General features: G+C 63.5%; 18 protein-coding genes, 2 tRNA genes and 3 rRNA genes. 14 read left to right on the forward strand and 9 right to left on the reverse strand.

Annotation, left to right across the window (positions count from 1 at the left end; all coding sequences use genetic code 11):
• Nucleotides 1–2: 2 nt before the first annotated feature.
• The 3 genes from rpsI to erpA all read left to right on the forward strand — a co-directional run bounded on the left by rpsI (nucleotide 3) and on the right by erpA (nucleotide 1998).
• Nucleotides 3–395: a 30S ribosomal protein S9 gene (gene rpsI / locus U5817_RS05155; RefSeq protein ID WP_169128440.1), complete on the forward strand. Its 393-nt coding sequence runs from the start codon at nucleotides 3–5 to the stop codon at nucleotides 393–395.
• Between the two features lie 132 nt (nucleotides 396–527).
• Entirely contained in the window at nucleotides 528–1556 is a 1029-nt protein-coding gene (argC, locus tag U5817_RS05160) for an N-acetyl-gamma-glutamyl-phosphate reductase (protein WP_407279924.1), read from the forward strand.
• Nucleotides 1557–1647: 91 nt separating this feature from the next.
• Nucleotides 1648–1998, forward strand: a complete 351-nt coding sequence (erpA, locus tag U5817_RS05165; RefSeq protein ID WP_018988795.1) for an iron-sulfur cluster insertion protein ErpA — start codon at nucleotides 1648–1650, stop codon at nucleotides 1996–1998.
• 68 nt (nucleotides 1999–2066) lie between these two features.
• Here erpA and U5817_RS05170 read toward each other — a convergent pair whose 3' ends face one another.
• On the reverse strand, nucleotides 2067–3389 hold the full coding sequence (locus tag U5817_RS05170; protein ID WP_407279925.1) for a M23 family metallopeptidase: 1323 nt from the start codon (nucleotides 3387–3389) through the stop codon (nucleotides 2067–2069).
• 70 nt (nucleotides 3390–3459) lie between these two features.
• On the opposite strand from U5817_RS05170, the gene tyrS reads away from it, so the two are divergent.
• The 8 genes from tyrS to U5817_RS05210 all read left to right on the forward strand — a co-directional run bounded on the left by tyrS (nucleotide 3460) and on the right by U5817_RS05210 (nucleotide 13796).
• Nucleotides 3460–4659: a tyrosine--tRNA ligase gene (gene tyrS / locus U5817_RS05175; RefSeq protein WP_407279926.1), complete on the forward strand. Its 1200-nt coding sequence runs from the start codon at nucleotides 3460–3462 to the stop codon at nucleotides 4657–4659.
• 188 nt (nucleotides 4660–4847) lie between these two features.
• Nucleotides 4848–7835: an EAL domain-containing protein gene (locus U5817_RS05180; protein WP_407279927.1), complete on the forward strand. Its 2988-nt coding sequence runs from the start codon at nucleotides 4848–4850 to the stop codon at nucleotides 7833–7835.
• Nucleotides 7836–8203: 368 nt separating this feature from the next.
• A 16S ribosomal RNA gene (locus tag U5817_RS05185) occupies nucleotides 8204–9739 on the forward strand.
• A gap of 73 nt (nucleotides 9740–9812) precedes the next feature.
• A tRNA-Ile gene (locus U5817_RS05190) sits at nucleotides 9813–9889 on the forward strand.
• Nucleotides 9890–9900: 11 nt separating this feature from the next.
• A tRNA-Ala gene (locus tag U5817_RS05195) sits at nucleotides 9901–9976 on the forward strand.
• A gap of 270 nt (nucleotides 9977–10246) precedes the next feature.
• Nucleotides 10247–13130 (forward strand): 23S ribosomal RNA (locus U5817_RS05200).
• Between the two features lie 83 nt (nucleotides 13131–13213).
• Nucleotides 13214–13327: ribosomal RNA gene (gene rrf, locus U5817_RS05205) — 5S ribosomal RNA — on the forward strand.
• The 16S, 23S and 5S rRNA genes sit together here with 2 tRNA genes alongside, the layout of an rRNA operon.
• 211 nt (nucleotides 13328–13538) lie before the next feature.
• Nucleotides 13539–13796 carry a hypothetical protein gene (locus U5817_RS05210; RefSeq protein ID WP_407279928.1) on the forward strand — a complete coding sequence of 86 codons (258 nt, stop codon included), beginning with the start codon at nucleotides 13539–13541 and terminating at the stop codon, nucleotides 13794–13796.
• A gap of 84 nt (nucleotides 13797–13880) precedes the next feature.
• Here the strand turns inward: U5817_RS05210 and hutC are convergent, their stop codons facing one another.
• The 6 genes from hutC to hutI all read right to left on the reverse strand — a co-directional run bounded on the left by hutC (nucleotide 13881) and on the right by hutI (nucleotide 21626).
• Nucleotides 13881–14588 (reverse strand): histidine utilization repressor, encoded by a 708-nt coding sequence (gene hutC / locus U5817_RS05215; RefSeq protein WP_407279929.1) that lies wholly within the window; start codon nucleotides 14586–14588, stop codon nucleotides 13881–13883.
• Nucleotides 14589–14711: 123 nt separating this feature from the next.
• Entirely contained in the window at nucleotides 14712–16262 is a 1551-nt protein-coding gene (gene hutH, locus U5817_RS05220) for a histidine ammonia-lyase (protein WP_407281024.1), read from the reverse strand.
• A 10-nt stretch (nucleotides 16263–16272) separates the two neighbouring features.
• Entirely contained in the window at nucleotides 16273–17949 is a 1677-nt protein-coding gene (gene hutU / locus U5817_RS05225) for a urocanate hydratase (RefSeq protein WP_407279930.1), read from the reverse strand.
• Nucleotides 17950–17984: 35 nt separating this feature from the next.
• Complete coding sequence (locus tag U5817_RS05230) at nucleotides 17985–19310, reverse strand: YjiH family protein (protein WP_407279931.1); 1326 nt, start codon at nucleotides 19308–19310, stop codon at nucleotides 17985–17987.
• 142 nt (nucleotides 19311–19452) lie between these two features.
• Nucleotides 19453–20400, reverse strand: coding sequence for a formimidoylglutamase (gene hutG / locus U5817_RS05235; protein WP_407279932.1), 948 nt, complete (start codon nucleotides 20398–20400; stop codon nucleotides 19453–19455).
• Complete coding sequence (gene hutI / locus U5817_RS05240; protein ID WP_407279933.1) at nucleotides 20397–21626, reverse strand: imidazolonepropionase; 1230 nt, start codon at nucleotides 21624–21626, stop codon at nucleotides 20397–20399. Before hutI ends, hutG begins: the two co-directional genes overlap by 4 nt.
• Nucleotides 21627–21934: 308 nt before the next feature.
• On the opposite strand from hutI, the gene U5817_RS05245 reads away from it, so the two are divergent.
• Complete coding sequence (locus tag U5817_RS05245; RefSeq protein WP_169125003.1) at nucleotides 21935–22543, forward strand: HutD family protein; 609 nt, start codon at nucleotides 21935–21937, stop codon at nucleotides 22541–22543.
• A 76-nt stretch (nucleotides 22544–22619) separates the two neighbouring features.
• Here the strand turns inward: U5817_RS05245 and U5817_RS05250 are convergent, their stop codons facing one another.
• Nucleotides 22620–23051, reverse strand: a complete 432-nt coding sequence (locus U5817_RS05250; protein WP_169125004.1) for an Lrp/AsnC family transcriptional regulator — start codon at nucleotides 23049–23051, stop codon at nucleotides 22620–22622.
• A gap of 136 nt (nucleotides 23052–23187) precedes the next feature.
• Between U5817_RS05250 and U5817_RS05255 the strand changes: the two genes are divergently transcribed.
• Nucleotides 23188–24264: an ornithine cyclodeaminase gene (locus U5817_RS05255; RefSeq protein ID WP_169125005.1), complete on the forward strand. Its 1077-nt coding sequence runs from the start codon at nucleotides 23188–23190 to the stop codon at nucleotides 24262–24264.
• A 119-nt stretch (nucleotides 24265–24383) separates the two neighbouring features.
• Here U5817_RS05255 and gcvA read toward each other — a convergent pair whose 3' ends face one another.
• A complete protein-coding gene (gene gcvA / locus U5817_RS05260; protein ID WP_169125006.1) occupies nucleotides 24384–25310 on the reverse strand; it encodes a transcriptional regulator GcvA in 927 nt (308 codons plus the stop codon).
• Between the two features lie 201 nt (nucleotides 25311–25511).
• On the opposite strand from gcvA, the gene U5817_RS05265 reads away from it, so the two are divergent.
• Complete coding sequence (locus U5817_RS05265) at nucleotides 25512–25700, forward strand: hypothetical protein (protein ID WP_407279934.1); 189 nt, start codon at nucleotides 25512–25514, stop codon at nucleotides 25698–25700.
• The last annotated feature ends 10 nt before the right edge of the window (nucleotides 25701–25710 follow it).

The following is a 25710-nucleotide window of genomic DNA, read 5'->3' on the forward strand; positions in this document are numbered from 1 at the left end:
CAATGGCTGTGACTTACAACTACGGCACTGGCCGCCGCAAGACCGCGGTTGCCCGTGTTTTCATCAAGCCGGGCTCCGGCAACATCGTCGTCAACGGCAAGCCGCTGGACGAGTTCTTCTCGCGTGAAACCGGCCGCATGATCGTGCGCCAGCCCCTCACGCTGACCGAGAACGAAAACCGCTTCGACATCATGGTGAACGTCACCGGTGGTGGCGAGTCGGGTCAGGCGGGTGCCGTTCGTCACGGCATCACCCGTGCGCTGATCGAATACGATGCCGAGCTGAAGTCGGTGCTGCGCAAGGCTGGTTTCGTGACCCGCGACGCGCGCGAAGTCGAGCGGAAGAAGGTCGGTTTCCGCAAGGCCCGTCGCCGCAAGCAGTTCTCCAAGCGCTGATACCTTTCCCGGTATCCGCTGGACAAGAAGCCGCCCGCTGGGCGGCTTTTTGCTTTTGTGCCTGCAAAACGCACGGGCCAGGAATGAGATAATCAAAAACTGCATCGGGGATTGCCCCGCCAAGGAGAAAGCATGATCAAGGTAGGTGTCGTCGGCGGTACGGGTTATACGGGTGTCGAACTGCTCAGGTTGCTTGCGCGTCACCCCGGCGTTCAATTGCAGGCCATCACCTCGCGTGGCGACGCCGGCATGGCAGTGGCCGAGATGTTCCCGAGCCTCCGCGGACGCGTGGACCTGCGCTTCGTCACCCCCGCCGACGCCGAACTCGATCGTTGCGACGTGGTGTTCTTCGCCACGCCCAACGGCATTGCCATGCAGCAGGCGCGGGAACTCGTCGACAAGGGCGTTCGCGTCATCGATCTCGCGGCGGACTTCCGTATCCGCGACGTTGCCGAATGGCAGAAGTGGTACGGCATGACCCACGCCGCGCCCGAACTCGTGGCCGAAGCGGTGTACGGTCTACCCGAACGCAACCGCGAGCAGATCCGTTCCGCGCGCGTGCTCGCCAACCCGGGTTGCTATCCGACCGCAGTGCAGCTCGGATTCCTGCCGCTGATCGAGGCCGGAGTGGCGGATCTTTCGCACCTGGTCGCGGATGCCAAGTCGGGGGTCTCGGGCGCCGGACGCAAGGCCGAGGTGCACACGTTGTTTGCCGAGTCTGCAGATACCTTCAAGGCCTACGGTGTGCCGGGGCATCGTCATCTTCCCGAGATCCGTCAGGGTCTGGCCGGCATGGCGGGCAAGGCTGTCGGCCTGACCTTCGTGCCGCATCTCACGCCGATGATCCGCGGCATTCACGCCACCCTGTATGTCCGGCTGACGCAGGACGTGGACGTGCAAGGCCTGTTCGAAGCCCGCTATCGCGGCGAGCCGTTCGTCGATGTGATGCCGGCCGGCAGCCATCCGGAAACCCGCTCGGTGCGCGCAAGCAACATGTGCCGCATCGCGGTCCATCGCCCCCAGGGCGGTGACATCGTCGTCGTCCTGTCGGTCATCGACAACCTCGTCAAGGGGGCCGCCGGTCAGGCAGTGCAGAACATGAACATCATGTTCGGTCTGAACGAAACCCTGGGGCTCGATATCGTCCCCGTCAGCCCGTGACGGAACCAATCGGGGCGATAGCCACTCTCATTTTGACGAAACGCGTCGGGTGACGCATTATTTGAAAGTGCACACCCCTTCAGGAGATAACATGAGTACTGCAGTCGAAACGCCCGAACTGCTCGTCTTTACCGACAGCGCGGCGGGCAAGGTCAAGGAACTGATCGAGGAAGAGGGCAACCCCGAACTCAAACTGCGCGTCTTCGTCAGCGGTGGTGGCTGCTCCGGCTTCCAGTACGGCTTCACTTTCGATGAGGAAGTGAACGAGGACGACACGGCGTTCGAGAAGAACGGCGTCACGCTCCTGATCGACTCGATGAGCTACCAGTATCTCGTCGGCGCCGAGATCGACTATACGGAAGGGCTCGAAGGATCGCAGTTCGTGATCCGCAATCCGAACGCCACGAGCACCTGCGGCTGCGGCTCGTCCTTCTCGGCCTGACGCGGACGTTACGAAGAAAAAACGGGAGGCCTCGGCCTCCCGTTTTTTTTGGACTCCGTCCTCCCGGCTCAGTCCGCGCGCGCCACCGCAGTGCGATCGAGTAGCGCCAAGCGCTCGAGCAACGGCGCGGTCTCGCGACGGAAGCTTGCCAGTGCGTTGCCTCCGAGTGGCTGGGTCGTCGGCAGCGCGATCTTCATCGGATCGCGCGCCACTCCGTTTACGCGGATCTCGAAATGCAGGTGCGCGCCTGTCGACCATCCGGTGGAACCGACGTAGCCGATCACGTCCCCTTGGCGAACGCGCTGCCCCTTGCGCAGCCCCTTCGCGAAACCGTTGAGGTGTGCGTAGGCGCTTTCATAGCCGTCGCGGTGCTGTATCACCACTATGTTCCCGTAGCCGCCCTGGCCACCCGCGAACTCGACGATGCCGTTCGAGGCGGCCTTCACCGGCGTTCCCGTCGGTGCGGAGAAGTCCGTGCCCTTGTGCGCCTTCCAGCGCTTGTGGATCGGATGCATGCGCCCGCCGAAGTTGGACGAAATGCGCGAAAATTCGAGCGGATAGCGCAGGAATGCCTGGCTCAGCCCGCGCCCCTCGGGGGTGAAGTACGTATCGGCGCCGTCTTCGTCACGATGGAGCACGACCGTGTGGCGTTTGCCGTCGTTCACGAATTCGGCTGCGAGAATGCGGCCAGCCCCTGCCGGCATGCCCTGGTCGTGCAGGGATTCGTACACCACGCTGAAGCGGTCGCCACGACGCAAGTCACTGCTGAAGTCGATTTCGGTGCCGAAAATTTCCGCCAGTTTCGTCGCCACGCTGTCCGGGATGCCCGCTGCGTCGGTTGCACCGAACAGGGTCTGGCGGATCGTCCCGGAGCGCATCTCGACGTTCGTGGCGAGCGTCGCGGGGGTGCCCGTGCGCGATTCCAGGCCGGCAGCCGTCCGCTCCACGGTGTAGCGCTCGTCGCCGCCGGCGATCGGCAGGCTCAGCAAGGCGATCCTGCCGTCCGTGTAAACGGTCGCGAGAACTGACCGGCCCGCCCGCAGCTGTCTCTGGGCTTGCAGCCCCGCCGGCTGATTCAGGTAGTCGATGACTTGCTGATCGTTCGCGCCGATACGGCGAAAGATTGCCTGTATCGTGTCGCCGGGACGCACGCGTTCGTCGAACACGAATGGCAGGTCCGGCGCGTCGGACGGCTGAGGTGCGATCGGCCCGAGCCGTTCCACGACCGACTCGGTAGCGATGGATGTTGCGGGGGTTCCGGGAGGGACAGCAGTGGCGGCGACAACGCCCAGCAGCGAGGTGCCGACCAGTGCGCCGACGGCCCACCGCTTGCGCCCGGTGGGGAGGAGGCCGTTCAGATCGGCTAGAATCCTGACTTTTCGTGCCTGCATGGGATTTTCGGACAAAAAACTTCCGCGAGTTTAGCAAAGTTTCTTGTCGCCCCGTTGAATGGAGAGTTGCATGACTGATGTACAGGGAGCCCTCGAACTGATCAAGCGGGGTGCCGACGAGTTGCTGATAGAGGCCGAGCTGGTCGAAAAGCTCAAGTCCGGCCGCCCCCTCAGGGTGAAGGCGGGTTTCGATCCCACCGCGCCCGACCTGCACCTCGGCCATACGGTCCTCATCAACAAGCTGCGACACTTCCAGGATCTGGGGCATCAGGTGATGTTCCTGATCGGCGACTTCACCGGCATGATCGGCGATCCGTCGGGCAAGAACGCGACTCGTCCGCCGCTGTCGCGCGAACAGATCATGGAAAACGCGCGCACCTACCAGGATCAGGTGTTCAAGATCCTGGACCCGGAAAAGACCGAGATCTGCTTCAACTCCGCATGGATGGAATCCCTCGGCTCGGCCGGGATGATCCGGCTGGCTTCTCGCAGCACCGTTGCGCGCATGCTCGAGCGCGACGACTTCGCCAAGCGCTACGCTGCCACCCAGCCTATCTCCATTCACGAATTCCTGTACCCCCTGTGTCAGGGCTATGACTCGGTTGCGATGCGATCGGACATCGAACTCGGCGGCACCGACCAGAAGTTCAATCTGCTGATGGGGCGAGAGCTGCAGAAGCATGAGGGGCAGGTACCGCAGTGCGTCCTGATGATGCCGCTCCTCGAGGGGTTGGACGGTGTGAACAAGATGTCCAAGTCGCTGGGCAACTACATCGGTATCGCCGAAGGTCCGCGCGACATCTTCGGCAAGTTGATGTCGATCTCGGACGACCTCATGTGGCGGTATTACGAGCTCCTGTCCTTCCGCTCCACGAGCGAGATTGCCGCATTGCGCCGAGACGCCGAGACGGGGCGCAATCCGCGCGACATCAAGGTCATGCTCGCGATGGAGCTGGTCACCCGTTTTCACGACGCAGGGGCGGCCGAGGAGGCTCGTGCCGAATTCGAGGCACGCTTCCAGCGCGGAGTCCTTCCCGAGGACATGCCCGAGGTGAATGTCATGGCAGGCGCCGAGGGCATGCCCGTCTTCCAGGTGATCAGGCAGGCCGGCCTGACCGGAACGACATCCGAGGCGATGCGCATGATCGAGCAGGGGGCGGTGCGTCTCGATGGGGAGCGTGTCGAGGACAAGGGCCTCGTGCTGCGCGCCGGGACGAGCGTGGTGCTGCAGGTGGGCAAGCGCAAGTTCGCGACCGTGCATCTGGGGTGACCGGCGGCTACCCTTCTCCAACGTGCCACGTCGGCTTGGTCGCGCCTTCGCAAACGTCATGTGTAAAATGATGTAAATGTGTTCTGATCCGGGCGGTGGTACCCGACCCTGTCCGGCTCGTTGCTCGCGCACCATCGGCTTGCGGTGCGCGCTTTATTGCGCCCCTCTTGAAGGCAGGTTTCGCGACCATGAAGGTCCGGTCATTGTTCGGCATCGGCGCCAGCCTGCGCCCCGGCGTCCTGGGTGCGATCGTTTTTGTGCTTGCCCTTGGGGGGGCGGGGCTCTTTGTGGCCGAGTCCGAGCGCGAGAGCCTGCGCATCCGGCGTGCGGAGGTCGCCGATCAGAGCGGCGACAAGGCGCACGAGATCGAAAGTGCGGTTCGCCACGGTCTCACCGCAACCTACGCCCTGGCCGCGCTTGTGCGTCAGGGCAAGGGCGTGGTTCCTGACTTCGATGCCGTGGCAACGGAGATGCTGCGCTATTACCCCGGCGCAGACTCCCTGCAGCTCGCTCCCGGCGGGGTCATCAGGCAGATCGTCCCGCTTGCCGAGAACGCGCGTGCGATTGGACATGATCTGCTCGCGGATCCCGCCCGCAACAAGGAAGCGTTCCGTGCGCGCGACACCGGCGAGCTCACCCTTGCCGGGCCTTTCGAACTGATGCAGGGCGGTATCGGTGCGGTTGGCCGCCTGCCGGTGTTCCTCGACGACGAGAACGGCCGGCCGCGATTCTGGGGATTTACGACGGTCCTGATCCGGTTTCCCCAGGTTATTGCCAAGGCGCAGTTGCCCCAACTCGTCAAGCGCGGGCTCCACTACCAGCTCTGGCGCGTGCATCCCGATACTGGGCTCAAACAGGTCATAGCAGCATCTTCGGACGAACCGCTCATTGATCCGGTGGACCGTGCCGTCATGATGCCCAATGGTACGTGGACGCTCAGTGTCGCGCCGGTCCATGGCTGGACGCACAAGCCGGCGCTGGCGTTGAAGTTGTTTCTCGGATTCGTGTTCAGCGCACTGCTGGGATGGCTTGCGAAGCAGATGGGGGAGCTGAGGCGTCACCGGCACTTGCTGCAGACCCTGGTGGACGAGCGCACCTCCGCGCTTGCGGCACGCGAGTCGAAGCTGGGAGCCCTGATCAGTTCGCTGCCCGATCAATTGTTCGTGCTCGACGAGCCGGGGCGGATCGTCGAGGTCCATTCTCCCGATCCGGCGCTTCTCCCGCTGGCGCCAAGCGAGTTGCCGGGCCGGACTTATGGTGACGTCTTCCCGAAACCGGTTGCGCGCGCCGTTGCTGAAGCACTCGCGGCCATACGGAAGGATGGACAGCGACACGAATTCGAGTACGCGCTGGAACTGCCCGGCGGGCCCCGGCAGTTCAGTGCGTCGATGAGCCAGCTGTCGCGCAGCGACGGAGCGCCGGCCGGATTCATCGCACTCGTGCGGGACGTGTCGGACCGCAAGCTTGCCGAGGAGAAGATGCGCGAGGCGATGGTGGTCTTCGAGGCCTCCAGCCAGGGAATTATGACTGCAGATGCAGCAGGTGTGATTGCCTCGGTCAATCCCGCCTTCTGTTCCATTACGGGCTACTCGGCGGATGAGGTGGTCGGGCATACGCCGGCGATGTTCAAGTCCGGGCGCCATGATGCGGGCTTCTACAAGAATATGTGGACGACGCTGGAGACGACCGGGCGCTGGGAGGGCGAGGTCTGGAATCGGCGAAAGGCGGGCGACGTCTACCCGCAGTGGCTGACGATCTCCGCGGTGCGCGACGAGACCGGCAGGCTGATCAAGTACGTGTCGGTCTTCAGCGACATGACGCGGCGCAAGCAACGCGAAGAGGTCATCTGGCGACAGGCGAACTTCGATGCCCTGACCGGCCTCGCCAATCGCAACCTGCTGAACGACCGACTCGAGCGCGCGCTCGCGCACAGCCGCCGCACGGGCAAGAAAGCAGGTCTGGTGTTCCTCGATCTCGACGGCTTCAAGTGGATCAACGACACCCTGGGTCACGACCTCGGCGATGAGATGCTCGTCGAGGTCGCCGCAAGGCTAAAGGACTGCGTCCGCCAGCAGGATACCGTCGCGCGCCTTGGTGGGGATGAATTCACCCTTGTTGTCGACGACATCGACGGTGTCGAGGACTTGCAGACCGTTGGCGACAAGGTCTTGCGGGTCATTCGCGAGCCCTTCCAGCTTGCCGGCGCGAACCGTTACGTCTCGGGCAGCCTAGGTATTACCGTGTTTCCCGACGATGGCGACAACGTGCAGACGCTGCTGCGCAATGCCGATATTGCGATGTACCAGTCCAAGCAGCTGGGGAAAAACCGCTGCCAGTTCTATTCGCAGGACATGCAGGAGGCCGCTCGCCGGCGAGTCCAGCTGGAGGCAGAGCTGCGTGTGGCGATCGAGCGCCGGGAGTTCGTGCTCTACTATCAGCCCATCATCGATGTCGGCAGTGGCCGCGTGAGCGGCGCCGAGGCCCTCGTGCGCTGGCAGCATCCATTGCGTGGCCTCGTCAGCCCCGACGAATTCATCGCCATCGCCGAAGATACCGGGATGATCCTCCCGATAGGTGCGTGGGTGCTCGACGAAGCCTTGCGTCAGGCGACCGAATGGCTCGCACAGGGGCTGCCGATGCTTCGGCTCGCCGTCAATGTCTCTGGTGTCCAGTTTCGCGAGCAGGGCTTGTTCGAACTCATCGCGCAGGCCGCGCGCAAGCCCGGATTCGAGCGCATTCAGCTTGTCCTCGAGATCACCGAGTCCGTGCTCATGCAAAGCAGCGATGCCACTGAAGTTCTGATGCGCGAGATCCGCCAGCTCGGCGTCAATTATTCCCTCGATGACTTCGGTACCGGCTACTCGTCGCTTTCGTACCTGAAGCGCTTTCCTGTGGATCACGTGAAGATCGATCGCAGCTTTGTCAGTGACTGCCTCGAGGACGTCAACGACGCCCTCCTGGTCGAGGCAATCATCAACATGGCACACAGCCTCGGACTCAAGGTCACTGCGGAAGGTGTTGAAACCGAAGCTCAGCGCGACTTCCTTGGCGCGCGGCAGTGCGACTTCCTTCAGGGCTACCTGATCAGCGCGCCTTTGCCTGCGGACGATTTCCGCAGCTTCGTTCTTCGGCACGGGGCGGGTACCGGGCCGTCCGCTCAAGCGCCAAAGCCATGACGGAATGGCGCATTGTGTACCGCCGCCGGGAAAATGTTTTTAAAGACGGGTTGACGCCGCATCCAGGCTCTATATAATTCGCGCCTCTTCAGCGCTGCAGCGGTTTCGAGGCAGCGGTGGGGAGCAGGAAAGAGAGGGTGGTGCGGTAGCGGTTAAAAAATAAATCGCTGCGGTGCTTGACGAAGTGAAGTAAGTTTGTCAGAATCTCTTTCTCGCTGCTTCGGCGGCGGTTCTTTAAAAAATTGGACAACCGATAAGTGTGAGTGCTTGGTTGGCGCGACCGAGACTGCTTCGGCAGTTTTAATGTTGCAAAGATTGAGTGCTCAACTGTAAGTCAGTAATGATTTCTTTGAGTGCTTTGTTGGATTGAACTTAAGAGTTTGATCCTGGCTCAGATTGAACGCTGGCGGCATGCTTTACACATGCAAGTCGAACGGCAGCGGGGGCTTCGGCCTGCCGGCGAGTGGCGAACGGGTGAGTAATGCATCGGAACGTACCCAGTCATGGGGGATAACTACGCGAAAGCGTAGCTAATACCGCATACGCCCTGAGGGGGAAAGCGGGGGATCGCAAGACCTCGCGTGATTGGAGCGGCCGATGTCGGATTAGCTAGTTGGTGGGGTAAAGGCCTACCAAGGCGACGATCCGTAGCGGGTCTGAGAGGATGATCCGCCACACTGGGACTGAGACACGGCCCAGACTCCTACGGGAGGCAGCAGTGGGGAATTTTGGACAATGGGGGCAACCCTGATCCAGCCATGCCGCGTGAGTGAAGAAGGCCTTCGGGTTGTAAAGCTCTTTCAGACGGAAAGAAAACGCTTCCCCTAATACGGGAGGTGGATGACGGTACTGTCAGAAGAAGCACCGGCTAACTACGTGCCAGCAGCCGCGGTAATACGTAGGGTGCGAGCGTTAATCGGAATTACTGGGCGTAAAGCGTGCGCAGGCGGTTGTGTAAGACAGGTGTGAAATCCCCGGGCTTAACCTGGGAACTGCGCTTGTGACTGCACGGCTAGAGTACGGCAGAGGGGGGTGGAATTCCACGTGTAGCAGTGAAATGCGTAGATATGTGGAGGAACACCGATGGCGAAGGCAGCCCCCTGGGCCGATACTGACGCTCATGCACGAAAGCGTGGGGAGCAAACAGGATTAGATACCCTGGTAGTCCACGCCCTAAACGATGTCGACTAGTCGTTCGGAGAGGTAACTCACTGAGTGACGCAGCTAACGCGTGAAGTCGACCGCCTGGGGAGTACGGCCGCAAGGTTAAAACTCAAAGGAATTGACGGGGACCCGCACAAGCGGTGGATGATGTGGATTAATTCGATGCAACGCGAAAAACCTTACCTACCCTTGACATGCCTGGAATCCTTGAGAGATCAGGGAGTGCCTTCGGGAGCCAGGACACAGGTGCTGCATGGCTGTCGTCAGCTCGTGTCGTGAGATGTTGGGTTAAGTCCCGCAACGAGCGCAACCCTTGTCGCTAATTGCCATCATTTGGTTGGGCACTTTAGCGAGACTGCCGGTGACAAACCGGAGGAAGGTGGGGATGACGTCAAGTCCTCATGGCCCTTATGGGTAGGGCTTCACACGTCATACAATGGTCGGTACAGAGGGCTGCCAAAGCGCGAGCTGGAGCCAATCCCTTAAAGCCGATCGTAGTCCGGATCGTAGTCTGCAACTCGACTACGTGAAGTCGGAATCGCTAGTAATCGCAGATCAGCATGCTGCGGTGAATACGTTCCCGGGTCTTGTACACACCGCCCGTCACACCATGGGAGTGGGTTTCACCAGAAGTAGGTAGCTTAACCTTCGGGAGGGCGCTTACCACGGTGAGATTCATGACTGGGGTGAAGTCGTAACAAGGTAGCCGTATCGGAAGGTGCGGCTGGATCACCTCCTTTCAAGAGACAGGTCCGCTGTCCGAGTACTCACAACTTATCGGTTGTTCAGGCAAGAGCCTCGAGATGGACGAGAGGGTCTGTAGCTCAGCTGGTTAGAGCACCGTCTTGATAAGGCGGGGGTCGTTGGTTCGAACCCAACCAGACCCACCACCGCATCATGAGGGGGATTAGCTCAGCTGGGAGAGCACCTGCTTTGCAAGCAGGGGGTCGTCGGTTCGATCCCGTCATCCTCCACCACATGTTCAGGTGGGCTCGAGAGTAGGGCTAAGCCGTGCGCACGTTTGGTGTGCAGGGCTTAGGCCTAGTGCCAGTGTTCTTTAACAAAGTGGAAGAAGTAAAGTGTGCGATCTTCGTTGCGCTGTGTCAGCGGCGCGTGAAGACGAAGATCGAACATGGGTTGTGTGATTGCATTGCAATCGTCTGCGCTTTGAACCAGCAGCAGGCGGTTGCGCACAAGCGTGAGTTCGCCTATGACTGGGTCCCTGGCGACAGGGTCCAGGGTTATAGGATCAAGCGACTAAGTGCATGTGGTGGATGCCTTGGCGATCACAGGCGATGAAGGACGTGCAAGCCTGCGAAAAGCGGGGGGGAGCTGGCAATGGAGCTTTGATCCCCCGATGTCCGAATGGGGAAACCCACTCCTTATGGAGTATCCCTGGCTGAATACATAGGCCAGAGGAGGCGAACGCGGCGAACTGAAACATCTAAGTAGCCGCAGGAACAGAAATCAACCGAGATTCCCCAAGTAGTGGCGAGCGAACGGGGAGTAGCCTGCACGACTAAACCATTTACTTAGCAGAACGGTCTGGAAAGTCCGACGATACAGGGTGATAGTCCCGTATGCGAAAAGTAGGTGGCGGGTCTGAGCGTGCGACAAGTAGGGCGGGACACGAGAAATCCTGTCTGAAGATGGGGGGACCATCCTCCAAGGCTAAATACTCGTGATCGACCGATAGTGAACCAGTACCGTGAGGGAAAGGCGAAAAGAACCCCGGGAGGGGAGTGAAATAGATCCTGAAACCGCATGCATACAAACAGTGGGAGCCTCCTTGTGGGGTGACTGCGTACCTTTTGTATAATGGGTCAGCGACTTACGTTCAGTAGCGAGCTTAACCGAATAGGGGAGGCGTAGGGAAACCGAGTCTGATAAGGGCGACATAGTTGCTGGGCGTAGACCCGAAACCGGATGATCTATCCATGGCCAGGATGAAGGTGCCGTAACAGGTACTGGAGGTCCGAACCCACTAATGTTGAAAAATTAGGGGATGAGCTGTGGATAGGGGTGAAAGGCTAAACAAATCCGGAAATAGCTGGTTCTCCCCGAAAACTATTTAGGTAGTGCGTCGTACGGACACTTGCGGGGGTAGAGCACTGTAATCGTTGGGGGGGTCACTGCGATCTACCCCGCGATAGCAAACTCCGAATACCGCAAAGTGATATACGGCAGACAGTCCTGGGGTGCTAACGTCCTGGGACAAGAGGGAAACAACCCAGACCGCCAGCTAAGGTCCCAAATACATGGCTAAGTGGGAAACGAAGTGGGAAGGCATAGACAGCTAGGAGGTTGGCTTAGAAGCAGCCACCCTTTAAAGAAAGCGTAATAGCTCACTAGTCGAGTCGTCCTGCGCGGAAGATGTAACGGGGCTCAAGCCATGAACCGAAGCTGCGGATCTCGAAAGAGATGGTAGGGGAGCGTTCCGTAAGCCTGCGAAGGTGTCTCGAGAGGGATGCTGGAGGTATCGGAAGTGCGAATGCTGACATGAGTAGCGATAAAGGGTGTGAAAAGCACCCTCGCCGAAAGCCCAAGGTTTCCTGCGCAACGTTCATCGACGCAGGGTGAGTCGGCCCCTAAGGCGAGGCAGAAATGCGTAGTCGATGGGAAACGGGTCAATATTCCCGTACCGGTTTTAGATGCGATGGGGGGACGGAGAAGGTTAGGTCAGCCGGGTGTTGGACGTCCCGGTTTAAGCGTGTAGGCGTGCCCCGTAGGCAAATCCGCGGGGCTGAGCCAAGGCGTGATGACGAGGGCTCTTTGAGCCCGAAGTGATTGATACCATGCTTCCAGGAAAAGCCTCTAAGCTTCAGTCTAAAATCGACCGTACCGCAAACCGACACAGGTGGGCAGGAAGAAAATTCTAAGGCGCTTGAGAGAACTCAGGAGAAGGAACTCGGCAAATTGATACCGTAACTTCGGGAGAAGGTATGCCCCACTAGCTTGTAGGAGTACATCCGAAGGGCGAAGGGGCCGCAGAGAATCGGTGGCTGCGACTGTTTATTAAAAACACAGCACTCTGCAAACACGAAAGTGGACGTATAGGGTGTGACGCCTGCCCGGTGCCGGAAGGTTAAGTGATGGGGTGCAAGCTCTTGATCGAAGCCCCGGTAAACGGCGGCCGTAACTATAACGGTCCTAAGGTAGCGAAATTCCTTGTCGGGTAAGTTCCGACCTGCACGAATGGCGTAACGATGGCCACACTGTCTCCTCCTGAGACTCAGCGAAGTTGAAATGTTTGTGAAGATGCAATCTACCCGCGGCTAGACGGAAAGACCCCATGAACCTTTACTGTAGCTTTGCATTGGACTTTGACGGGACTTGTGTAGGATAGGTGGGAGGCTTTGAAGCGGTGACGCCAGTTGCCGTGGAGCCAACCTTGAAATACCACCCTGGTGTCGTTGAGGTTCTAACCTGGGCCCGTGAATCCGGGTCGGGGACCGTGCATGGCAGGCAGTTTGACTGGGGCGGTCTCCTCCTAAAAGGTAACGGAGGAGTACGAAGGTCGCCTAGGTACGGTCGGACATCGTACTGATAGTGCAATGGCAAAAGGCGGCTTGACTGCGAGACCGACAAGTCGAGCAGGTGCGAAAGCAGGTCATAGTGATCCGGTGGTTCTGTATGGAAGGGCCATCGCTCAACGGATAAAAGGTACTCTGGGGATAACAGGCTGATTCCGCCCAAGAGTTCACATCGACGGCGGAGTTTGGCACCTCGATGTCGGCTCATCACATCCTGGGGCTGTAGCCGGTCCCAAGGGTATGGCTGTTCGCCATTTAAAGTGGTACGTGAGCTGGGTTTAAAACGTCGTGAGACAGTTTGGTCCCTATCTGCCGTGGGCGCTGGAAGTTTGAGAGGACCTGCTCCTAGTACGAGAGGACCGGAGTGGACGTACCCCTGGTGTACCGGTTGTGACGCCAGTCGCATCGCCGGGTAGCTAAGTACGGAAGAGATAACCGCTGAAAGCATCTAAGCGGGAAACTCGCCTCAAGATGAGACTTCCCCGGGGCCTCGAGCCCCCTGAAGGGTCGTTGAAGACCACAACGTTGATAGGTCGGGTGTGGAAGCGCAGTAATGCGTTAAGCTAACCGATACTAATTGCCCGTGAGGCTTGATCCTATAACCCTGGATCACAGCGAACGACACGCTAAACAATCACACCCCCACACACTTCACTTCTCCCCCTTTGTCACCCCTTACAGTCTGACGACCATAGCGTCCCGGAACCACTCCTTCCCATCCCGAACAGGACAGTGAAACAGGACCGCGCCGATGATAGTGCTCTTCGTGAGTGCGAAAGTAGGTCATCGTCAGACTACCCATACCAAAAACCCGCTGACCTAACGTCAGCGGGTTTTTTGCGTTAACGCGTTCGGATCGCTCGCTCCCAATACTTTGAGGGGTGTGCCCGTATGTCAATGCGATCGTGTCCCGGGGCGTGTTGTAAGAAGCGTCAGCAGAAGCGGTCGGCGGTTCATCGTCTCCGGTTTGGCAGGAGCATTGCCGGCAGACTTCGAGGACAAGGTGATGCACGCGAATCTGCGCTTCGGGGACACGGAGGTGATGCTGTCGGATGGTCCCTGTGCGGCTGGGCCGGGTTTTCGTGGTTTTTCATTGACCGCGAGCTCGCCGGATGTGGCTGGTGCAGAGTGTGCTTTTGCGGCGCTGGCCGCGGGAGGGCAGGTTCAGATGGCGCGCGAGAAGACCTTCTGGTCGCCGTGTTTCGGAATGCTTACGGACCGCTTCGGCGTGTCATGGATGGTGATGGCGATGCCCGAGGAATAGCCACGATAGCGTGCGCATGAGCGCGCGCTGTGCGCACGTTCTTCCTGTGGGGCTATCGGGGAGTTCGCCCGGCCCCCGTCAAGCTCAGGTGCGCATCGTGGAGCGCAATTTGTACCGGTCTCCCGGGTGAGTCAGGCGTGCATAGCTGATCAGGTGTTCGTCGGACCAGGTGCGCCGGATCATCAACAGGCAGGGGGTGGCAGTGCCGATGCCGAGCGCGGTTGCGGTCTGCGGTGTCGGGAGGACTGCCTCGACGACGTGCTCCACATCCGAGATCGGGCAGGCGGCGACAAGGACTTCGTTCGGCGTGTGGCGCGAGAAATCGGTGTCGAGGTAGTCGGGCACCCACTTTGGATTGACGAAGCGTTCCTCGAGTTGGATTGGCACATCGTTTTCACGATGTACGATGACCGTGTGGAAGACGCGGGTGCCAAGGCGTACGCCCAGCCGCAGGGCGACTTCGTCGTCGGCGTCGATGGCTTCGCAGGACAGTACGGTATTGCTGTATGTATTGCCGCGACCGCGGACTTCTGCGGCGATGTTGAGTACTTCGTGCAGGGAGGACTCGGCCTTGCGGTCGGTGACGAAGGTACCGAGGCCTGCCTGGCGTACGAGGTACCCGCCCTGGACGAGATCGCGGATCGCCTTGTTGGCGGTCATGCGGCTGACGTGGAAATCCCGGGCGAGCTGCTCTTCCGGCGGGATCTGGTGATTGACCGGATAGGCGCCGCTGCGGATTTTCTCGAGCAGGAATTCCTCGATCTGGCGGTAGCGGGGGACAGGGCTGGCCACGGCCGTTCCTTTTGCGGCTGATGCGATGCTGCCATGATACAGCCGGCGACCTCTTTCAGCATGCAGAATGAGTGAAGTGCGGGCCCCGTGTGTGCCGGGGCCCGGTTGGTTGTAGAGCTTGTGTTAGGCGAGCGAGGGCAGCAGTCCGGCGGGCATCATTGCGGAAAGGATGCGTGTCTCGAGCAGTGTCGTCGCTGCGGCGATGTCGGGCGCGAAGTAGCGGTCGACCTCGTAGAAGGGCACCTTCGCGCGCAGCGCCGTGCGGGCATCCTCCAACTTCTGCGAACTCTTGTGTCCGTCGCGGAAGTCGAGGCCCTGGCATGCCGCGAGCCATTCGATGGCGAGGATGCCGCGCACGTTGTCGGCCATCGCCCACAGGCGGCGGCCGGCATTGGGGGCCATCGAGACGTGGTCTTCCTGGTTCGCCGAGGTCGGCAGGCTGTCGACGCTGGCCGGGTGCGCGAGCGCCTTGTTGTCGCTGGCGAGGGCGGCGGCAGTGACCTGCGCGATCATGAAGCCGGAGTTCACGCCGCCGTTGGCGACGAGGAAGGCCGGCAGCTGGGACATGTTCTTGTCCATCATCAGCGAGATGCGCCGCTCGGCCAGCGCGCCGATTTCGGCAATGGCGAGCGCGAGGTTGTCGGCGGCCATCGCGACCGGTTCGGCGTGGAAGTTGCCGCCGGAGAGGATGTCGTCCTCGTCCGCGAACACCAGCGGGTTGTCCGACACCGCGTTGGCTTCGGCCGCGAGCACTTCGGCCGCTTGGCGGATCTGCGTGAGGCAGGCGCCCATGACCTGCGGCTGGCAGCGCAGCGAGTAGGGGTCCTGCACCTTGCCGCAGGCGACGTGCGACTGTGCGATCTCGCTGGTGTCCTCCAGCAGGTGGCGGTAGGCCGCCGCCGTGTCGATCTGGCCGCGCTGGCCGCGTGCGGCGTGGATGCGGGCGTCGAAAGGCACGCGCGAGCCGAGCGCGGCTTCGACGGTGAGGCTGCCGCAGACGGTGGAGGCGGCGAACAGGTCTTCGGCGTCGAAGAGGCCGCGCAGCGCGTAAGCGGTGGAGACCTGCGTGCCGTTGAGGAGCGCGAGGCCTTCCTTGGCCGCGAGGGTCAGCGGTTCGAGTCCGGCCACGGCGAGCGCCTCGACGGCGTGCAGCCATTTGCCCTGGTGGCGTGCGCGGCCCTCGCCGAGCAGGGTAAGCGACAGGTGGGCGAGCGGCGCGAGGTCGCCCGAGGCGCCGACCGAGCCCTTGGCCGGGATCTCGGGATAGACGCCCACGTTGAGGAGCGCGATCAGCGCGTCGATTACGCGGCGGCGGATGCCGGAGAAGCCGCGCGCGAGGCTGTTCACCTTGAGCAGCATGATCAGGCGCACGGTCGCGTCGTCGAGGGCTTCGCCGACGCCGCAGGCGTGCGACAGCACCAGCGAGCGCTGCAGGGTTTCGAGGTCCTCGTGCGCGATGCGGGTCTGCGCGAGCAGGCCGAAGCCGGTGTTGATGCCGTAGGCGACACGGTCCTCGTCGATCACGCGGCGCACGCAGGCGACGCTGCGCTCGATGGCGCCTGAAGCGCTCTCGGGCAGGGTCACGCGGATCGGGTGCTCGTAAGCCTGGCGCAACTGGGCCAGCGTCAGTTCACCGGGGATGAGGGTTAATTCAATGCTCGGGTCGAAAGTCATTTCTGTCACCTCAGGCTCCTTTCACGGCGTCGAGCATCGGCAGGTCGAGCCCGTTGTCGCGCGCGCAGTCGCGGGCGATATCGTAGCCGGCGTCGGCGTGACGCATCACGCCGGTGCCCGGGTCGTTGCGCAGCACGCGGCCGAGGCGGGCGTGGGCTTCGGGCGTGCCGTCGGCGACGATCACGACGCCCGCATGTTGAGAGTAGCCCATGCCGACGCCGCCGCCGTGGTGCAGCGACACCCAGGTCGCGCCGCCCGCGGTATTGAGGAGCGCGTTGAGGAGCGGCCAGTCGGACACGGCGTCCGAGCCGTCCATCATGCTCTCGGTCTCGCGGTTGGGGCTCGCGACCGAGCCGGAGTCGAGGTGGTCGCGACCGATCACGATCGGGGCCTTCAGTTCGCCCTTGGCGACCATCTCGTTGAAGGCCTGGCCGAGGCGGGCGCGGTCCTTCAGGCCGACCCAGCAGATGCGTGCGGGCAGGCCCTGGAAGCTGATGCGCTCGCGCGCCATGTCGAGCCAGTGATGCAGGTGCGGGTTGTCCGGGATCAGCTCCTTGACCTTGGCATCGGTCTTGTAGATGTCCTCGGGGTCACCCGAGAGCGCGACCCAGCGGAAGGGGCCGATGCCCTGGCAGAACAGGGGGCGGATGTAGGCGGGCACGAAGCCGGGAAAATCGAAGGCGTTGGTGACGCCTTCCTCGAGGGCCATCTGGCGGATGTTGTTGCCGTAATCGAAGGTCGGCACGCCGATCTGCTGGAATGCGAGCATCGCGCGCACGTGTTGCGCCATCGAGCGCTTCGCGGCGGCGACGACGGCTTCGGGCTCGGTCTTGCCGCGCGCGACGTATTCGTCCCAGGTCCAGCCGGAGGGGAGGTAGCCGTGCAGCGGGTCGTGGGCGCTGGTCTGGTCGGTGACCATGTCGGGGCGCACGCCGCGACGCACGAGTTCGGGCAGGATGTCGGCGGCGTTGCCGCACAGGGCGATCGACTTGGTGACGCCGCGCTGCGTGTAGCGCGCGATGCGGGCCAGTGCGTCGTCGAGGTCCGTGGCCTGTTCGTCGACGTAGCGGGTGCGCAGGCGGAAGTCGATGCGCGACTGCTGGCATTCGATGTTCAGCGAGCACGCGCCGGCGAGCGTGGCCGCAAGCGGCTGCGCGCCGCCCATGCCGCCGAGGCCGGCGGTGAGCACCCAGCGGCCGGTGAGGCTGCCGCCGTAGTGCTGGCGTCCGGCCTCGACGAAGGTCTCGTAGGTGCCCTGCACGATGCCTTGCGAGCCGATGTAGATCCACGAGCCAGCGGTCATCTGGCCATACATCATCAGGCCCTTGCGGTCGAGCTCGTTGAAGTGCTCCCAGTTCGCCCAGGCGGGGACGAGGTTGGAGTTGGCGAGCAGGACGCGCGGGGCGTCGCGGTGGGTCTCGAACACGCCGACCGGCTTGCCGGACTGGATCAGCAGGGTCTGGTTGTCCTCCAGGCGGCGCAGGACTTCGACGATCTTGTCGAAGCAGGCCCAGTCGCGCGCGGCGCGGCCGATGCCGCCGTAGACGACGAGCTCCTTCGGGTTCTCGGCGACCTCGGGATCGAGGTTGTTCATCAGCATGCGCAGCGGGGCTTCGGTGAGCCAGCTCTTGGCGCTGAGTTCGTTGCCGCGCGGGGCGCGGATTTCGATATCACGGAATTTGCTCATGGGGGTCTCCTTGTTTCGTCTGATTGGGATGGCGCTTAGAGCCAGCCGAGGTGGTGTGCGAGCTGGGCCATCGGGATGGCGAGCACCAGGCTCAAAAGGGTGCGCTGCAGCCAGACCAGCAGCAGGTCGCGCAGGCGCATGGGAATTCGCGTGGCGAGGACGCAGGGAATCGAGGCCGAGAGGAAGAGCACGCTGCTCACTGACACCGTGGCGGCGACGAAGCGGACGACCACGTCGGCGTCCTTGAGCAGCATCGCCGGCAGGAACATCTCGGCGAGGCCGGCAGCGATCGCGCGGGCGACCGTCATCGGTTCGGCAAGGCCGAAGGCCCAGGTGACAGGGTAGAGGAGCAGGCCGATGACGTCGAAGAGCGGCGTGTACTTCGCTGCGAGCAGGCCGAGCAGGCCGACGGCGAGGATGCTCGGCAGGATCGCGGCGGTCATGCGCACGCCGTCGGCGAAGGTTTCGCGCAGCGCGGCGGAAAGCGCCGGGGCGCTCTGCGCCTGGGTGAGGCCGGCGTGCCATGCTGCCTGAATGCGGCTCTGGCCGGGCGGCAGTTGCGGATCCGGTTGGCCTTCGCTCGGCAGGCGCGACAGCGGATAGAGGCGCGCGCTTGCCGCGGTGACGGCGAAGGTGACGGCCATGCTGCCCCAGAAGTACAGGTTCCACGCCGGCATCAGGTCGAGGGTCTTGGCGACGATGACCATGAAGGGGGCCGATACGGTCGAGAAGCCGGTGGCGATGATGGCGGCTTCGCGCAGCGTGTAGTGGCCTTGGGAGTACATGCGGGAGGTGATGAGCAGGCCCACCGAATAGCTGCCGACGAAGGACGCCACGGCGTCGATCGCGGACTTGCCCGGCGTGCGCCAGATCGGCCGCATCACCGGCTGCATCAGCACGCCGATCAGCTCCAGCAGGCCGAAGCCGATCAGGAATACCAGCGCGAGCGAGCCTAGCGGTACGATCAGGGAGAGCGGCAGCACCAGCTTGTCGAACAGGAAGGGCAGCATGCCGGGGGCGTACGCCGCTTCCGGGCCGAACCTGAAGAGGAAGGCGATACCGATCGCGAGTCCCAGTACCTTCAATACCGAGAACGCCAGCGTGACCGCGTTGTGGCGCCACGCGCCGCTCACCCAGGGATGGATCGCGCCGTAGGCCATGAGCACGAGCGCGAGGCCGATCACGAGCGGGCGTGCCTCCTTGAGCAGGAAGCTTGCGGCATGGTCGAGAAGGATCGTCGAGCGGCCGGAGATGTCGACGGGCAGGAAGAACAGCACCAGCCCGATCAGGCTGTAGCCCAGCAGGCGGGCAAGCGTATGGGTGCGCACGGGCGCGACGCTCAGCGAGATCTGTTCGGCCATCACCGCGCTCCCTGGGCCGGGGGCGTCGGCTCGCTCGACGTAGTGGTGCGAATGCTGCAGTCCGGCGACGGCGGGGTGTGTCGATGGGGGCGGTTCATGCGGGTCTCCTCGTCTCTGCTTCTATCGAAAGACGGCCTTGGCTTCAGCCGTTCAGGGTCAACAGATGGATCAGGCGCGCTGCGACGCGGGCGGTCCGGTTGTCGATATCGAATTCGGGGTTGTGCTCGGCGAGGTCGGCGAGCCTGAGCTTGCCGCTCTTCCGTACGCGCTCGATCAGTGGCTCGAGCAGCGCGAGCGGCACGCCGTGCGGGGCCGGGGCGCTGACGCCGGGGGCCTCGCCGGCGGGCAGGACGTCGAGATCGATGGTTAGGTAGACGTGGTCGCAGGTGGCGATGAAGGCGTCGAGGTCCTCGCCGATGCGCTCGAGGCTCAGGGGCGTGATGTCGCGGTCTTCGCGCACCAGCACGTCGAGGTCGGCCGCGCGGCGGAACAGGGCGCGGGTGTTTGCGGCGCGGCTGACGCCGAGGCAGGCGTAGCGGAATGGCCAGCCGCGGTCGGCGCAGGCGTGGGCGATCTGCGCGAAGGGGGTGCCGGACGAGTGTACGTGCGTCGGGTCGCGCAGATCGAAGTGGGCGTCGAAATTGATGATGCCGATGCGCGGGATGTCTGCGGTTGTGCCGGCAAGGTATGCGGCGAGTCCCTGCCAGCTGCCGTAGGCGACTTCGTGCCCGCCGCCGAGCACGACCGGGAAGTGGCCCGCGGCGAGCAGGACGGCGACATCTGCGGCAAGTCGTGCCTGAGCGGCGTCGAGGTCGCCGTTGTCGCAGGCGACGTCGCCGGCATCGTAGGCTGGGCTTTCGCGGTGCCAGGCGAGGCTCGCCAAAGCCTTGCGGATTGCGGCGGGTGCGGTGACTGCGCCGGGACGGCCCTGGTTGTGCCGCACGCCTTCGTCACAGGCGAAGCCGATGAGGGCGACACCGGGCGAATCGGCGGCGTCGAGCGGGCGGATGACCTGGTGCCAGCGCAGGCTGTCGGGCTCCGGATCGATGCGTCCGGTCCAGACGCCCATGTTCATGCGGTCGGCGTTCATCGTGCCTCCTGGCTGCGGTTATGTGTGATCTCGCCGTTGAACACGCGCTGGCGCAGCCGCCCGGGCTGCACCGCGTAGGCGAGTTCCGTGGCGCTGCCGGCGTCCCACACGCACAGGTCGGCGCGCAGGCCCTCGGCGATGCGTCCGGTGTCGGCGAGGTCGAGCGCGCGGGCGCCGTTCGCGGTCATGCCGGCGAGCGCCTCGCGCGGGGTCAGGCGGAACAGGGTGCAGGCGAGGTTAAGCATCAGCGTCGGCATGAAGAGCGGCGAGCTGCCGGGGTTGGCGTCGGTCGCGATCGCCATCGGCACGCCTTGGCGGCGCAGGGCGTCGACGGGCGGCAACTGTGTCTCGCGCAGGGTGAGGAAGGCGCCGGGCAGCAGGGTCGCGACGGTGCCGGCTTCGGCCAGCGCGCGCACGCCGGTCTCGTCGAGGTATTCGATGTGATCGGCCGACAATGCGCCGTGGCGTGCCGCAAGTGCCGCGCCGCCCAGGTTGGAGAGCTGCTCGGCGTGCGCCTTCACGCGTAGGCCGTGGTGGGCGGCGGCGGCGAACACGCGTTCGCATTGCGCGGGGCTGAAGGCGATGCCTTCGCAGAAGACGTCCACCGCGTCGGCGAGCCCGGCGGCCGCGGCGGCGGGGATCATCTCCTCGCACACGAGGCGGATGTAGCCGTCCTGGTCGTCCTTGTATTCGGGGGGCAGGGCATGCGCGCCGAGCAGTGTCGTGACGGTGCGTACGGGAAGGCGTTCGCCGAGGCGGCGCGCGACACGCAGCATCTTCAGTTCGTCGGCGAGCGTGAGGCCGTAGCCGGATTTGATCTCGACCGTGGTGACGCCGTCGGCGACGAGCGCGGCGAGGCGGGGCAGTGCGGCGGCGAGGAGTTCATCTTCGCTTGCGGCGCGGGTCGCGCGCACGGTGCTGAGGATGCCGCCGCCAGCCTGCGCGATCTCCGCGTAGCTCGCGCCTTCGAGGCGCCGCGCGAACTCGTCGGCGCGGTTGCCGCCGAACACGAGGTGGGTGTGGCAGTCGACGAGGCCTGGGGTCATCACGCCGCCGCGGCCCATGTCGCGAACGCTGGCTGGATCGGTTGCGGGCAGGGCCTCGCTCGGGCACAGCTTCGCGATGCGACCGCCTTCGACCAGCACCGCCATCGGGACGGGCAGTTCCCGTTCGCCGTCGAAGATTGTGACGTCCCGCCAGAGGAGGCGGGGGTGGGGGGCGGGCATCGCGGTATCTCCGTGTTGGTTGTGTTGTATATACAATAGAGTCGCCGCGGTGAGGCGTCAAGGGATTTCTTTCCGATCGGGCGATCGCGATTCCGGCGCGTCCGGCCGATGCGCGCGTCGGCTTCGTCTCCCCGAATTCTGCAGGTACGGAGCAGGCTTGAGTGCCGCGTGCTCCGGATGGGAGCTGGCCGGAGCGGCGGCTCGTGCGTGCGGATGTTTGTCGGATCCGAGCTCCAGGATGTAATGTATATACAGATAGTCGGGCGGCTGAAAGTGCCGCTATCGACCAACCGATCGCAGGGAGAGGCATGAGGATGGTGAAATTGGCGGCCGAGGCGTATCGCCGGATGCCGTGGAAGAACGGTGGGGGCGTGACGCTGGAGATCGCTGTCGCACCTGCCGGCGCAGGGCTCGATGACTTCGACTGGCGCGTCAGCAGCGCACACGTCGAAGTGGCGGGGCCGTTCTCCAACTTTCCCGGGGTCGATCGCAGCCTGGCGCTACTCGGCGGCGCGGGGATGGATCTCGTCGTGGGCAGGCGTAGCACAGCCCTCGCGCAGGACGGGCCGGTGTTCGCCTTCGACGGGGGCGCCGCGGCCCGGGCGGAACTGCCGGTGGGGCCGGTGACGGACTTCAACGTGATGAGCCGTCGCGGCCGCTGGACGCATCGGCTGACGCGCATGCGCCTCGATGCCGCCCGTGAGCTGCAGTTCGACGCTGATGTAGCCTTGCTCTACTGCGCTTCGGGTCGTCTGATCGTGCGCGCCGAGGGGCATGGGGCGTGTGTACTGGAGGCCGACGACGCGCTGCAGGTCGAGGGCGCGGCGCCGCTCGCCGTGCTGCTCGCACCCTCCGGCGCCGCTTCGTTGCTCGTTGTCGAGTTATGGCGCAGCGCACGGACTGCGTGCTCGCGATGACGGCGGTGCAGAGGCTGATCGCGGACATCCGCGCCGCGTTCTTCCTCCCGCCTTCGCTCTGAGCGGCGCTGCGCCGTCAGGAGCTTTCGCCACGGTAGCTGGCGAGGTGGATGCTGGTCTCGGTGTGCTGGATGCTGCGGATCAGCCGGATGCGTTCGAGCACGTTCGACAGCTCGGTGAGGTTTTCAGCGCGCAGCTCCGCGAGCAGGTCCCAGCGACCGTTGGTGTCGTGCAGCGACGCGACGCCCGGCTCGCCGAGCAGGCTGGCGATCACCGAGCGCGTCTCGTTGCCGGCGACGACGATGCTCATCCACGCGCGGATCTCGTTGGGCTGCGAGTCGGGCCGCAGCTTCACCGTGTAGCCGACGATGATCCCGTCGTTCTCGAGCTTGGTGATGCGGTTCGTGACGGTGCCGCGCGACACCTTCAACTTGTGTGCGAGATGCGCGACGCTCATCCGCGCGTCGTTGCGCAGGAGGCTGATCAGTTGCTGGTCCAGGCTGTCCATTTTGTCGAACTGTCAGTAATGGTTATCTAATTGATCAATTTTTTATCAAAATAGCACAGTTGGTGTCATTTTTATTGACGCGGAACTCGTCGATCATGTCCTCACTGAATCGCAAGACACAACGAGGAGCGAGACCATGAAAACCAGCAACCGTATCCCCACCCGTTTCCTGAGCGCCGAGCGCGCCGCCGAACTGGTTGCCGGGAAAGGCTTCGCGCACTGCCTCGCGGGCATGGCCGAGTACATCCGCCAGGACTTTCTGCGCTGGAACGACTTCGAGAAGACCGCCCGCGTCGCCAATCATTCCGACGACGGCGTGATCGAGCTGATGCCGATCTCGGACGACTCGCTGTACTCGTTCAAGTACGTGAATGGCCACCCGAAGAACCATCGCTTCGGCCTGAGCACGGTGATGGCCTTCGGTGTGCTCGCGGACGTCGATACCGGCGCGCCGACCCTGGTCAGCGAGCTGACGCTGACCACCGCACTGCGCACTGCCGCGACTTCCGCGGTGGCTGCCCGTGCGTTGGCCCGTCCGGACAGCAAGCGCATGGCGCTGATCGGAAACGGCGCGCAGAGCGAGTTTCAGGCGCTGGCCTTCCATCACCTGCTGGGCATCACCGAGTTCCACCTGTACGACGTGGATTCCGCGGCAACCGACAAGCTGATGCGCAACCTCGACCGCATGGGCCTCACGGCCAAGCGCTTCAGCAGCACGCGGGAAGCCGTGAAGGGCTGCGACATCGTCACCACCGTGACGGCCGACAAGACCAACGCGACGATCCTGACCCCCGACATGATCGAGCCGGGCATGCACATCAACGGCGTCGGCGGCGACTGCCCGGGCAAGACCGAGCTGCACGCCGATGTACTGCGAATGGGGCGCGTGTTCTGCGAGTTCGAGCCGCAGTCGCGCGTCGAGGGCGACATGCAGCAGATGCCGGCCGACTTCGCGGTGACGGAACTGTGGAGCGTGCTCGCCGGCAAGGCGCCGGGCCGTCAGGCGGCCGACGAAGTGACGGTGTTCGACTCGGTCGGCTTCGCGCTGGAGGACTTCTCGGCGCTGCGCTTCATGCGCGATCTCGCGATCGAGCTGGGTGTCGACGAAGAGATCTCGCTGATCCCCGATCTCGCCGACCCGAAGAACCTGTTCGGTTCGGTGCCGGTGAGCGCCGCCCCGCGTGCTGCGGTGCGCGAGTTGCAGGCGGCCTGAGCCGTACCGGGTCCGCCGTTTGCGGCGGGCCCGGCAATCCCGCGCCCGCCTCCGCTGCGGGCGTGTGCGGGTCTGGTCCCGGCCGACGAAACATCGTCGGCGCGAACGCTTCTCCGCCCCTACGCCGCCCGCTCCGCGGCGGGCCTCGAGGCGTCGCGGTAGGCCGCGGCTTCGGCCAGCAGCCATTCGGTAAAGCGCTTCAGTGCCGGGTTGGTGCTCGGCGGGTCGGGGTAGACGAGGTGGTAGCCCATCTCGGAGCGCAGCGGCAGGTCGAAGGGAATGGCCAGCTGCCCCGACTCCAGTTCGCTGAGTGCCAGGAAGCGCGGCACGAGCGCCACGCCCAGTCCCGCGCAGGCGGCTTCCACGAGCATCGAGAACAGGTCGAAGCGCGGACCGCCCATCGCGTCCACGTCCTTCACGCCCGCCGCCTCGAACCAGCGTTGCCACGCGGCGTGGCGATTCACCTGATGGAGCAGCGGCAGGCTCGCGAGGTCGCGCGGTTCGCGGCAGGGCTGCTCGCGCAGCAGCTGGGGGCTGCACACCGGCACCATCTCCTCGCCGAACAGCGGATGCGAGATTGCGCCCGCCCATGCCGGCGAGCCGAAATGGATCGCCGCGTCGAACGACGTTTCGGTGAACACGAAGGGGTCGGAGTATGTCCTCAGATTCACCGTGATCCCGGGATTCGCCGCGTGGAACTGTGCGAGCCGCGGGATCAGCCAGCGCGAACCGAAGGTCGGGATCACCGCCAGTTCCAGCACATTGCGCTCGCCGCGGTGCGACATCAGCGAGACCGTGTGGCGCTCCAGCCGGTCGAGATCTTCCGCGACGCGCTTCGCGTAGATCGCGCCGGCCTCGGTCAGCGAAATGCGCTTCTTGATGCGGTTGAACAGTGGCACGCCGAGGTAATCCTCCAGCGAGGCGATCTGCTTGCACACGGCGCTCTGCGTGAGCGACAGCGCGTCGGCGGCGCGCGTGAAACTCAGGTGGCGCGCGGCCGCCTCGAATGCTACGAGCGCCTCGATGCTGGGAATGCGCCGGCGCATGGATACTTCCTCCGAGTCACGATCTTCGTAGTTTATTTCGTTTGAGCGCGCCCGGCGCTTGAACAAGAATTCGCCTCGGCAAGTCGGCACCCCAATAACGACAGACGACGCCAGCGTGCGTGCAGGGAAGGCGGAGCATCGCTCCGGGAAAGCCGATTGTTTTCCTTCTTTTCAATACGCTCTAATTGGAGACAGCAAGAAATGATTCCCCAGCAACAGGCATCCATCAAGGAATTCGGATTGATCGCCGGCAAGGCCGGTGCGAAGGTCGGCAGCGAGCTCGCGAGCCGCCTGAAGCGCCGCGTCGATCCGCGCTGCGAGGACTACGACACCCAGGTCGAGGCGGAGCGCCGCGACCTCGCCGCGGTGGTCGTGCTCGGCTACAACTGACCGGCAGGCG

Origin of the sequence: Aromatoleum evansii, assembly GCF_045689615.1 — a bacterium.
GTDB lineage: Bacteria > Pseudomonadota > Gammaproteobacteria > Burkholderiales > Rhodocyclaceae > Aromatoleum > Aromatoleum evansii.